We start from the raw sequence: 12,804 nt of genomic DNA on the forward strand, positions 1-12,804 counted from the left end.
TATAAAAGCCGGAGATATTCTCCGGCTTTTTCTTTTAATAATATTCTCAATAAACTTTATTATATTAAATTCATCTACAAATCTGCAACAAAACCTTATATAACGTTATATATTAAGCATTTATTTTGCAAAAAATATTAATTTATAAAAAAATATAATTATATTTGAATTATAAATTAATGTATTAAATATGAGAATAAACCGAATTTTCTTAGGATTTTCGTTTGTTTTTCTAAGCTCTATTCTATGGGCTCAGATGAAAACGATTACAGGAAAAGTACTGGGTGTTGATGGTACACCACAAAGTGATGTGTCTGTTACCATAAAAGGTACCACACAATCTGTCTATACCGATGAGACAGGTCAGTTTTCAATTGAAGCCGAACCAGGACAAACTATTGAAATTGCTTCATTTAATGATGAAAAATCAAGCTTTGTTGTAGGCAATCAAAATTTTTATGATGTAAAGTTACATGCAACTGCAGTAACATCTGCAAATCCTACTACATCTAAAGGTGAGACAGAACTTGAAGGAGTCGTAGTAACCGCTCTTAACATCACAAGGGATAAAAAGTCACTTGGATATGCGATACAAGCTGTAAGTGGTGATGACATCTCCAAGACAAGAGAGTCAAATCCTATTAACTCGCTTTCCGGAAAAGTTGCAGGGTTGCAGATTGTTAATAATAGTGGAACATTAGGTGGCTCTACTCAGATTCGTTTAAGAGGTATGAGATCTTTGTCTCAATCAAATAAACCTCTAATTGTTGTTGATGGTATACCCCTAATTGATGAAAATATTAACAGTTCAGCTACACAAAGAGGAGCTGGAGGTATAGATTATGGAGATTCGTTTGGTGATATAAATCCAGATGATATAGAATCTATGTCAGTTTTAAAAGGTGCAACGGCGGCTGCATTATATGGTTCAAGAGCTATGAACGGAGCCATCATGATTACGACAAAAAAAGCTAAAAGAGGAAAAACCGACATAACATTAAATTCTGGTATTATTATAGATAAAGTTTATAAAATGCCTAGACATCAAAAACTATATGGAGGAGGAAGTAGTAGCCAGTTTAAAACACAAAACATTAACGGTACAGACTATTTGTTAGTTGATTACAAGACAGATGAATCATGGGGACCTAAATATGATCCTAACAAATATGTTTTAAATTGGAATGCTTTTGACCCTGAATTTTCTGAAGATTATTTAGTAGCAAAACCTTGGACATACCCTAAAAATGATTATAAAGATTACTTTAAAACCGGTATAACCTATAATAACGGTATATCTATCAGTAGAAGTATCGAAAATACAAATGTAAGAGTTGGTTATAATAATACTAAATCCACTGGTATTACTCCAAACTCAGAGTTAAATAAAAATGCTTTATCTATGAATTTAAACACTAAATTAAATGATAGATTAAAGCTGGACGCTTCTGCTGCTTATACTGTTACTAAAGGGTTCAACAGACCTGAAGTTGGCTACGGAGATAATAGTATTATGCAGAAAATGTTTCAATTTGGTCAAACTTCATTAGATTACAAAGATTTACAAAAATACCAATTAGCGAACGGAGTCCAACGACCTTGGAACAGAACCTCATGGAATGATGCAACACCTGCATATTCTGATAATCCATATTGGACAGCGTATAAAAATACAAATCAAGATAAAAGAGATAGACTTTACGGAACTGCTGGCTTAACTTATGATTTAACTAGTGATATTTATGTCAATGGTAAAGTAATGTTAGATACTTATTCTACGAATACTGAAAACAGAACTGCTATGTACTCGCAGTCAACATCAAAATATATAACTTCTGAAAGAAAATATACAGAATTAAATTACGAAGCAACTATTCATTTTGATAAAAATTTAGGAAATTTCTCAATTAATTCTTTTGCAGGAGCAAATAGAAGAGATTTCAGAGCTAGATACGTAGAAGGACAAACTCGTGGAGGTTTGATAGTTGCTGATTTATATAATTTATCTAACTCTGTGGAAACCCCTGCTATTCTAAATTCTAAAAGAAAGAAAAGAGTAAATAGCTTATTTTATTCATTAAGTTTAGGTTATGATAATTTCGTTTTCTTAGAAACGACTGGAAGAAATGACTGGTCATCATCCCTATCTTCTGCAAACAACTCGTTTTTTTATCCTTCAGTTTCCTCAAGTTTTGTGTTAACAAGATATATAAAAACTACTTGGCTTGATTTCTTAAAAGTACGTGCTGGATACTCAGAAGTTAGAAATGATACTGATGCTTATCAATTATCGGATACTTACTTGAACTCTGAATCAGCATTTCCAAATTATGGGACTAACTTTTTAGGAAATCCATGGTACTGGGTTTCAAGAGTTGCAAAAAATCCAAATCTAAAACCTGAAAAATTAGAATCTCTTGAGTTTGGATTGGAATTTCAATTATTAAAAAATAGAATTAGCGGAGATATTTCGTATTATAAAACAATAACTAAAGACTTAATTACAACCGTACCTCTAGATGGTTCTGCTGGAGTTCCATGGGCCAGTATGAATTCAGGTAAATTACTTAATCAAGGAGTTGAGGTTTCTTTAAACATCAACCCTATTAGAACTAAAGATTTTAGATGGGATTTTAACTATAATTTCTCTAAATCAGATAATGAAATTAAATCACTAGCACAGGGCTTAACTTCATTAACAATAGCTTCAGCTCCATTTAACGTCGCTGTTGCAGCTTTACCAGGATATCGTTATGGACAGATTTATGGAACTGACTATGTTTATTTAAATGGAAAAAGAGTGGTGAATTCAAATGGAGTTTATAAAAAAACATCTTCACCAGTAGCTTTAGGCTCTATTTTGCCTGATTTTACTATGACATTTAGAAATAGTTTTTCATATAAAAACTGGAGTTTAGGTGTACAGGTTGATTGGCAGAAAGGAGGAAAATATTTTTCAACTACCCATTTATTTGGAATGTATTCAGGAATATTACCTGAAACTGCTGCCAACGGTATCCGCGAAAACGGTATAGTTTTAGATGGTGTAAAAGAAGATGGTTCAGTTAATGATATAAATATAAGCGCAAGGAGTTATGGTCAACAATTTTATAGCGGTCCAGATGCTCAAAATGTTTTTGATGCAGATTTTGTAAAACTTAGAGAAGTATCGTTATCATATACATTGCCTGGTAAATATTTAGGAGAAGCAATTAATTCAATAACTTTTTCTGCATTCGGTAGAAACTTATTTGCTTGGGGATTAGCATGGAACTCAATAGATCCTGAGGTAGCTAATTACGGTAGTGGAAATGCATCCGGTATTGAAGGAGGTTCTTTACCTACAACCAGATCTTTTGGATTTAATGTTCAAGTTAAATTTTAATTTAAACTTTATCTATCATGAAAAAAATAATTACATATATTACATCTATCGTAATGCTATCATGTACGATATCGTGCGATAATGATTTTGAAAATATTAATAAAAATCCAAATCAGCCTGAAAAAGTACCGGGCTACACAACATTTAGTTTCGGAACCCGTTATTTCGTTGATAATACACGTGATGAATGGGGCTCTGGGCGTATGGTTCTGCCTTGGGTTCAATATTGGGCTCAAAACAATTATACAGAAGAAGATCGCTATCAATATAGAGAAGGTTCTAATTCCAATTTGTGGAAATCATACTACATGGCAGCTAATAATATAAAACAATCAATATTATTGGTTGAAGCAGATCCAGAAGCTAACTCTTTGTATGGTGCTCCCCAAAATCAAATTGCAGCAGCTAGAATTATGCTTAGCTACATATTTATGCAATTAACAGATACTTACGGGAATGTACCTTACTGGTCTTACGGAGGACGCGACAATTCTGATTTTCAAGCTCTTCAAGTAGCTTTGTATAAAACTCCCAAATTTGCAACTCAAGAAATTATTTATACAGATATATTGAAAGAGCTTAAAGAAGCTTCTTTACAATTAGATGTATCTAAAACTGTATCGACAGGAGATAACATTTATAAAGGAAATGCCTTGAAATGGAAAAAATTTGCGAACTCACTTCGTTTAAGGATAGCCAATAGACTTAAGGAGGTTCTTCCAGATGCACAAACAGAAATAAATAATGCGCTTAGTGAAGGAGTATTTACTTCTAATGATGATAACGCTATTCTTAGTTATGGTACATCAAGTCAAGATGCCAACCCTATGTGGTATGCGTATTTTGTAAATAATCGTACTGACTTTAATGTAGCTAATACTTTTGTAGATTTATTAAAAGGAAAATTAGGTAACTTTGGACCAGATCCTAGATTACAAAAATTTGTTTCTCCTAAATCTGCATCTATTACAGATGTTAAAAATAATTCATATACAAGTTCTACAAACGTTGACGATTATGAGGGAATGCCTTATGGTGTAAATAGTGCAATGGCAACAGAAGTATATACTGCATCTACCATTTCCTTTCCTAGCTACGATATTTTAAATATTAGCAGAGGAGAAGTTTTAATGGAGTATGCAGAAGTTCAATTTATTCTTTCTGAACTTACTGGATGGAGTGATTCTTATTATAAAGCAGGAGTACAAGCATCATTGGAAAAATGGGGAGTATCATCAGCGGATATCACTACGTACGTAAGTGCCTTACCAGCAGTATCTCAAGAAAACGTTTTAACTCAAAAATATATAGCTTTATATATGCAGCCTCATGAAGCTTGGGCTGAATATAGAAGAACAGGCTATCCTAAAACCTTATTACTACCCAATAAAACATATACTTTACCAGCGAATCCAACATATCCTACTGGAACTGTATATACCTTTACATCTTTGGTGTCAGGTATGACAGATTTGCCAACAAGGATACCTTATCCAACTCATTTAGCAACCCAAAATACGGTTAATTACAATGAAGCAATTAAACAAATGGGAGGTAACGATATGAAAACAGTCAAACTTATTTGGGATAAAAATTAATTCTCTTAGAAATTAATTTCATAAATAAAAAACTTGTTGCAATTGCAACAGGTTTTTTATTTTGTAATCATAATCGAACTAAAGTTAATAGTCTAATATAACTTGGATATCATTTGTATATTTTAGTAGTTCTTCTTTTCCATTCAAAAATGACAAAGCAATTAAAAAACTAAACTGTGAAACTGTTCCCCCGCATTTTTCAATTAATTCAGCACAAGCCTGAGCTGTTCCTCCTGTGGCCAATACATCATCATGAACTAAGATCCTTTGTCCGGATTTGATGTAGCCTTCTTTTATCTCAATTTTAGCCTTTCCATATTCCAATTCATATTCCTGAGATACTACAGGCGGCGGTAACTTACCCGCTTTTCTAACTAATATAAAAGGAACATTTAATTCTCTGGCTATTTGTATTCCAAATAAAAATCCCCGGCTTTCAATTCCACATACAGCATCCACTTTTCCCCGGCTGTAATCAGCAAACAATTGAATTACCTGAGTACATAATTCCGGATTTAAAAATAAAGGAGATATATCTTTATATCCTATTCCCTGTTTTGGGAAATCCTGAACTCTTGCAATATGATTATCAATTTCTTTAAGTAAGTCTTTCATTTAATATGTTTGTTTAACTTTTTCAAATTTATTTCCAGGAATCTTCCTTAATTTCTTTTGTTTCAGTATCGGTAATCAACCAATTATTTTCAACTTTTTTTAATGTAAAATTTTGCTTTAAAGATTTTACTTTTCCATGATTATCTTTGATCTGATACAGAGCAAAAATAATAACCTGTTCTTTAGATGATTTGATCATTTCAGCAGTCAGTAAATTAGTCTGTTCAATCGTTCCAAACCCATTAGACGTCGAAGCAAATTTTTCTTCTGAATCCCATTTAGGATTTTTAGTTAAAGCATACGCTTTTGAAAAATCTTTATTCCCAATATATTGAATAAAACTTTTCACATTATCTAAACTCACCTGAGTATTTAATTCATCTTCAATTGAAGTGCTTGCTTCTTTAGTTTTAGATAAATCAATTGGAATATTTATCAACCTTCCATATAAATATTTTTCTCCAGCATTAGTCTTAATTTCAACATCCACACTTGCATTGGATAGTTTCTCCTTATCAAACATTGAAAAAGGTATTTTCAACCCTTTTTTCTGTGAAGGCTCTCCTACAATGGATGAATTAACCGTACGTTTAGTTACATACAATACAGTCCCATTATTTATAAAAGATATGGAAAACTCTAACGGCAAGTTGGAATAGACTACTGTCTGTCCTGAATCATCAAGTAATTCAGGATACAAAATAAAACCATCATTTGTATCGGACTCGTTACTAACAGAAGAAAATCGCAAATTTATTCGGGTTGCTGTCTCAATTTGTTTTAATTTCTTCTCTTCCTCAGATAAAGGTTTAATATCGTCTTCAAAGACAGAACTATCTAAAGTATTCATTGATGTGCTAGACCATGCAATTTTATTTTCTTTAGCTAATTCTTCTGCCAAATCGAAGATCTGATCTGCTTTCTTACCATTCAGTAAGTTATATAATTCATCCCAACGTTTCTTTTCATCCAGTTCTCGCGATGTTTTAAATTTATAAATAAGTTTAACCGCTTCTTGAATCTTATCTTGCTGTAGTATAGTGAGTTTTGAAGATATAGATTCTAAACTTTGATTAAATGTTTGTTGAGAAGATCCGTCTATAGCTGAATATTCTTTTTTGCATGCATACATCAAAAAGAATATTCCTAATAACAAACAAAATATTTTTTTCATATAATTAGAATTGATGTTAAGACATTATTTATTTTTAAGTATATAACCCGAAATTTTTAAATTTTCAGTATTTTTATAATTTACTGAATCTTTGGAATTATAATCAACTATTTCTAAACCTGCATATTTAGCTATGGCATGACCGCCAGCTATATCCCAGAAATTTACAGGACTTAACCGTGCATATTCCTGAGCCTTACCTTCTGCTACCCATGCAATTTTCACAGCACTTCCCATTTGTATCATCTTTATATCAGCAAATTGATTTTTTAACTCATGGTAATATTCCTCATCGACGTTACTAAAATGTGATCGACTTGTCAAAAAAATATACGGATTTTGCTTCAAATAAGGAGAGGGCTTTAAACAAACAGAATTGTTTAATAATTCATCAATAATCAAATCTTTTTCAAGTAATAAATATAAATCTTCATATCTACCTTTCCATTTGTAACTCCCTACTCCATCTGCGGCAAAATAAAAAGAACCTAAAGAAGGGGCTGCTAAAACGCCTAACATGGAAGTATCCGGAGTTATTAGACCTATTGATATACAATATTCATCTGTTTTGTTAACAAATTCTTTAGTTCCGTCAATAGGATCAACACACCAATACTGGCTCCATTTGCTTAATTGAGTATGAATTTCTTTTTCTCCCTCTTCACTAAGAATAGGAATATTTGTTTCTGATAAATATTTAAATATAATTTCTTGTGCTTTCAGATCAGCTGTTGTTACCGGTGAATTATCTTCTTTTAGGGTAACGGAAAAGCCATCTGCATATAGTTTTAACACCTCTTTAGAAGATTCAATTGCAGCTTTGACCGCAAGGTTCAATAAATTTTTCATTGAAAAATATTAGTATGAATTTGAACTACCTTCATTTTGCGATAATGCCTTAGCAGAAGAAGTACCTATTCGTTTTACTCCCATTTTTATCATCTTTACAGCCTCATCATAAGTTCTGACACCTCCTGCAGCTTTTACCGGTAAAGGTTGTGAATATTTTAGCATTATTTCTATTGCCGGAAATGTAGCTCCATTGGGTTTACCATCTTCCGTTTGATAGAAACCTGTTGACGATTTTATAAATATATTATTCCATTGGGATGAATCAAAATTTTCCTGTGCCCATTGTGACATTAAACTACATATTGACTGTATTTGTTCATCTGACAAAGCGGCTATTTCTATAATCCATTTAACTATTTTTGCTTCTTTCAAGCCTAATGAAGTTCCCTGTACAAATTCCTCTTTAACCAAATCTAAATCTCCATTTTTAAATGCTGTATAATTAATTACATAATCCAGCTCATCAGCTCCATCTTGTATCGCTTGTTTGGCTTCTTTTAATTTTGATTCAAGCAAATAAGTCCCTTCATGAAAACCTATAACAGTTCCAACTTGTACCTTTGAATTAGAATTAAGTATTAATTTTTTTACACGTTGCACATATTCAGGTCTGATCATAACCAGAAAAAAATGATTGCTAATAGCTTCTTCAGTAATTTTTTTTACTTCCTCCCAGGTTTGTTCACTTGTTAAACCGCTCTGAGCAGGTAGTTTCAAGTATGTTGAATCTAAATAACTTTTTATGTCCATGGTTATACAATTGATAATTTTTATATTATGGTTTAATTTGGCGAGAAATGCTTTGCTCTAAAGAAATAATGGTCTCTGTTCTCTCTATGCCTTTAATACCCTGAATTCCATTTCTAAGTACTCTCATAAGATGATCATTGTCTTTACATAAAATTTTAATGAAAATAGCGTAGTTACCTGTAGTAAAATGCGCTTCAATAATTTCAGGTATTTTTTTCATATCACTTACAGCATCTTTATAATTTGCCGATTTTTCTAAGAACACACCTACATAAGCAGTTGTTTTATATCCTAAAATTTTATAGTTCAATGGTGTTATCGGATCATTAATTATACCAGCTGTTTCAAGCTTTTTAATTCGTTGATGAATAGCGGTTGATGATACTCCTACTTCTTTAGCTATTTTAGAAACCGGAATTTTTGAATTTACCATTAAAGCGTTCAGAATTATTTTATCTATCCCATCTAACTCAATAGTATGTAAATCTGATATTCTCACTTTTTTTGGTAAAATTACAAATTGTTATTGAATGTAAAAACATTATAATTATCACATTTTCCTTAATTTACTGCTACTGTCTTGTATAAAAACTGTAGATTTTTTTATTTTGTGCTTCTATACAAAATAAGTACCTTTGAACCCTAAGAAAACTAAAAAAACATGCAGGACAACATGCTGAATCACCCGGGATTAATTACAATTTTCGCGGTTTCAATTATTATTATGCTACTCTTGGATTTGGGAGTCCTAAACAAAAAATCACATACTATTACTAATAAAGAAGCTGCAATTTGGTCTATTGTATGGATTTCGTTGGCAATGATTTTCAGCGGTGTAGTTTATTATGTCTTTAAAGAGGCAGATGGACATAAATTTGCGTTGGAAAAATTTTCACAATTTCAATCTGCCTATTGGATTGAAAAAGCTTTATCTGTAGACAATCTTTTTGTGTTTATCATGGTATTCGGCTTTTTCAAAATACCTAAACAATATCAGCATAAAATTTTATTCTGGGGTATTCTGGGTGCTCTCCTGTTTAGAGCTATATTCATTTTCCTTGGAGTAGAAATGATTAATCGTACCTATGTACCTCCTTTTTCAATTGGAAATCTTCATTTTGTTTTAGATAGTAAAAGTGCTGAACATGCGGATTTTGAAGGACTTCGCTTTTTCAGACCTAACGTTATATTAACCCTATTTGGAGTTTTCCTTATCTATGCTGGTATTCATTCATGGACTGCTAAAGATGAGGAGGAGGAAACAGAAAAGAAAGATTTAAATGAAAGTTTCGGAGCTAAGTTTGTACGAAGATTTTTTAAAGTTTCTAAGGAAATGGACGGTGGTAAATTTTTTACTATTAAAAATGGTATACGTATGGCTACCCCTCTTTTTACAGCTTTAGTCATTATAGAATTTACAGATTTAATATTTGCTGTCGATTCTATTCCTGCTATTTTTGCTATTGCTCCCAATGATCCGTTTATCTTATACACCTCTAATATATTTGCTATACTTGGACTGCGTTCCCTGTATTTTTTACTTGCAAATTTTATGTATATGTTCAGTAAACTTAAATATGGCCTTGCTATCATTTTGAGTTTTATAGGAATAAAAATGCTGATAGCTCCTATTATACATATACCTTCTTTGGTCTCTCTGGGAATTGTTGCTGGTGTACTGATTCTATCTGTAATAGCATCTTTAGCCTTTCCTGCAAAGAAAAATGCATAAATTTAATTAATAATAAACAATCAACACTTAGATATGAGCAAACCAATTTCCGAATTTATTGAAAAATATTATTTACATTTTAATTCTGCTGCTTTAGTAGATGCAGCCAAAGGATATGTTGCACATCTTAAAGATGGTGGTAAAATGATGATCACCATGGGAGGTGCTATGAGTACTGCTGAATTAGGAAAAATTCTGGCAGAAATGATCAGACAGGATAAAGTAGCAATTATATCATGTACTGGGGCAAATCTTGAGGAAGACATAATGAACCTTGTTGCCCATTCTCATTATAAAAGAATTCCTAATTACAGAGATCTTACTCCTGAGCAGGAATGGGATTTACTTGAAAATCACCTGAATCGTGTTACGGATACCTGTATACCTGAAGAAGAAGCTTTTAGAAGATTACAACAACATATTGAAAAAATATGGAAAGATGCTGATGCTAAAGGAGAAAGATATTTTCCTCATGAGTATATGTATCAGATGCTACTATCCGGAGTTTTAGAGCAATATTACGAAATTGATCCTAAAAACAGCTGGATGTTAGCAGCAGCTGAAAAAAACTTACCTATTGTTGTTCCCGGCTGGGAAGACAGCACAATGGGAAATATTTTTGCTGCTTATGTAATTAAAGGTGAAGTGAAAGCATCAACCATGAAATCCGGAATTGAATATATGGCATATTTAACTGAATGGTACAGAAACAATTCATCCGGTAAAGGAGTAGGATTTTTCCAGATTGCAGGAGGTATTTCCGGAGATTTCCCTATATGCGTTGTGCCTATGATGTATCAGGATTTAGAATGGGAAGATGTTCCTTTCTGGAGCTATTTTTGTCAAATTTCTGATTCTACCACCAGTTACGGCTCTTATTCAGGAGCTGTTCCTAATGAAAAAATTACTTGGGGAAAATTAGCCATTGATACACCTAAATTTATCATTGAAAGTGATGCGACCATTGTAGCTCCACTTGTTTTCGCTTATGTTTTAGGAATGTAAAAATTTAAACATTTATAAAAAAAACGGCTCAAATTTTATTTTGAGCCATTTTTATAGTTATCAAGGATTGATAATAACTCAATTTTTTCTGTTTCAGACAACGGCTTACTATATATTCCACGTGAAATATCCGTTGAATCTATTTGTTGGGGAAATATACCCAGATTTAAGTAATAATTCAGTTTATGAAGAGTAAAAGCCGGCGCTGGAGTATCAAAGTTTAGCGAATAATCGGTAGACACATTAATGTCTAAGTTACCTATCTTTTTTCTTTCATATTTATTTAGTATAAATTTACCTGGTTTCCATAGATTTTCTTTTCTAAACCCGATTATTTTAAAACTTGGATTTAAATTTTGAATGACTGAAAAACTAAAAGTAACCATAAAAATTAATGCAGATGCATACACCAAACCCAAAGCAACTTTCCGATTAAAATTAATAGAGGTGATTAAGACAAATAGCAAAATAAAAACTCCATCTAACATAAATCTGTATTGTCCTGAAAAATTAAATATTAGAATTATTTTTGTAATAATTAAAATTCCGAGTGCTATTTCTGACTTTTTCCGTACTTTAAATATATAAAGAACATAAGCTATAATAACCAGGACAATAAGAATATGAATAACTGAACTAAAGTGCTTCAATACAAACCAATAATACAGTTTTTGATACAGTGTGAATGACTGGATCTCTTCTAAAGTAAATTTTGTGTGATACGTCAGTAAAGCTGCTATTTGATTGGAATAATCTAAAATTCTTGAATCCGGCATCCAAAAGGAAGATACTTTTAGTATCGTTACAGGAAAAAAGGGCAAAGAAGAAACGTATATATTTTTAACCAGATATAATGAAATTAAAAAAATTGGAATCAAAAAATACTTATAACTATACTTTCTGTTTTTTTGCATCAAATAGTTTATAAAAACCCAGGCCGGCAACCAAAAAGTTATTGGTTTTACAATAAAAAGAAAAGTAGATAAAACCAAAAAGAAAGGGTAATCCTGTATACTTAATTTATTATATAACAACTCATTAGCGGTAATTAAACTAAATAAAAAAATCATTAAATCAGGAGATGGTGACTGTAAGAACATAAAGCTGATTGGAAGAAAAACCAAAAGCTTATAACTATCCCTTTCATACGCATACAATAAATAAATAAATGATACGAATATGTTTAATCTGCAAAAAGGATCAATGGTATCATCTAAACCTGCCTGTAATATATGAAAAAAAGAAACCTGACCTATACTCCAATCTATGTTGGCCATGCCCTTGATAATACCTAATTCATTTAACCAGTCAATTGTGGGTATATAATAACCAAAATGATCTAGTATAAATGGATATAAGCTTCCGATCATAAATAGTATTCCCAAAATTATAAAAAAATTAAATTTGAGTTTTAAGGCCTTTAATTTATGTACTACTTCTCTCCATTTACTATAATAAGGAATTAATGAAATTAAAATCATTATTACTTCTAATTTTAACCCTAGCGGGACAAAAAAAGCTGATAGAGATAAAACGACGGCTAAAAATATAAGACCGGAAATAAGTGTTAAAGCAATACTCTCTGACTTAAATTTAAACAATATTAAACTCCACAATCCCCAGCCTAATATGGATATGAAAATAAGAATGAAGTAAATAATTTCTAACAGCATATTTAAGTTTTTGATTTATG

The 12,804-nt window shown here is 31.6% G+C and carries 10 protein-coding genes; 4 read left to right on the plus strand and 6 right to left on the minus strand.

Annotated features, from left to right (window positions below):
* Positions 1-190 precede the first annotated feature (190 nt).
* Both EOV51_RS00420 and EOV51_RS00425 read left to right on the plus strand, forming a co-directional pair.
* Positions 191-3,385, plus strand: coding sequence for a SusC/RagA family TonB-linked outer membrane protein (locus EOV51_RS00420; protein ID WP_128148724.1), 3,195 nt, complete (start codon positions 191-193; stop codon positions 3,383-3,385).
* 17 nt (positions 3,386-3,402) lie between these two features.
* Positions 3,403-4,983 carry a SusD/RagB family nutrient-binding outer membrane lipoprotein gene (locus EOV51_RS00425; protein WP_128148726.1) on the plus strand — a complete coding sequence of 527 codons (1,581 nt, stop codon included), beginning with the start codon at positions 3,403-3,405 and terminating at the stop codon, positions 4,981-4,983.
* Positions 4,984-5,067: 84 nt separating this feature from the next.
* On the opposite strand, the gene EOV51_RS00430 is transcribed toward EOV51_RS00425, so the two are convergent.
* The 5 genes from EOV51_RS00430 to EOV51_RS00450 are packed head-to-tail and all read right to left on the minus strand — an operon-like array spanning position 5,068 to position 8,873.
* Positions 5,068-5,598, minus strand: coding sequence for an adenine phosphoribosyltransferase (locus EOV51_RS00430; RefSeq protein ID WP_128148728.1), 531 nt, complete (start codon positions 5,596-5,598; stop codon positions 5,068-5,070).
* A gap of 28 nt (positions 5,599-5,626) precedes the next feature.
* Positions 5,627-6,772 (minus strand): hypothetical protein, encoded by a 1,146-nt coding sequence (locus tag EOV51_RS00435; RefSeq protein WP_128148730.1) that lies wholly within the window; start codon positions 6,770-6,772, stop codon positions 5,627-5,629.
* 24 nt (positions 6,773-6,796) lie between these two features.
* A complete protein-coding gene (locus EOV51_RS00440; protein WP_128148732.1) occupies positions 6,797-7,621 on the minus strand; it encodes a 3'(2'),5'-bisphosphate nucleotidase CysQ family protein in 825 nt (274 codons plus the stop codon).
* A 9-nt stretch (positions 7,622-7,630) separates the two neighbouring features.
* Complete coding sequence (deoC, locus tag EOV51_RS00445) at positions 7,631-8,374, minus strand: deoxyribose-phosphate aldolase (RefSeq protein WP_128148734.1); 744 nt, start codon at positions 8,372-8,374, stop codon at positions 7,631-7,633.
* 25 nt (positions 8,375-8,399) lie between these two features.
* A complete protein-coding gene (locus EOV51_RS00450) occupies positions 8,400-8,873 on the minus strand; it encodes an Lrp/AsnC ligand binding domain-containing protein (RefSeq protein WP_128148736.1) in 474 nt (157 codons plus the stop codon).
* Between the two features lie 162 nt (positions 8,874-9,035).
* On the opposite strand from EOV51_RS00450, the gene EOV51_RS00455 reads away from it, so the two are divergent.
* Together EOV51_RS00455 and EOV51_RS00460 are read left to right on the plus strand one after the other, a co-directional pair.
* Complete coding sequence (locus tag EOV51_RS00455; protein ID WP_128148738.1) at positions 9,036-10,106, plus strand: TerC family protein; 1,071 nt, start codon at positions 9,036-9,038, stop codon at positions 10,104-10,106.
* A 33-nt stretch (positions 10,107-10,139) separates the two neighbouring features.
* Positions 10,140-11,111: a deoxyhypusine synthase family protein gene (locus tag EOV51_RS00460; RefSeq protein ID WP_128148740.1), complete on the plus strand. Its 972-nt coding sequence runs from the start codon at positions 10,140-10,142 to the stop codon at positions 11,109-11,111.
* Between the two features lie 35 nt (positions 11,112-11,146).
* Here the strand turns inward: EOV51_RS00460 and EOV51_RS00465 are convergent, their stop codons facing one another.
* Positions 11,147-12,784: an LIC_10190 family membrane protein gene (locus tag EOV51_RS00465; protein ID WP_128148742.1), complete on the minus strand. Its 1,638-nt coding sequence runs from the start codon at positions 12,782-12,784 to the stop codon at positions 11,147-11,149.
* Positions 12,785-12,804 lie beyond the last annotated feature (20 nt).

It is taken from the genome of Apibacter raozihei, assembly GCF_004014855.1.
GTDB lineage: Bacteria > Bacteroidota > Bacteroidia > Flavobacteriales > Weeksellaceae > Apibacter > Apibacter raozihei.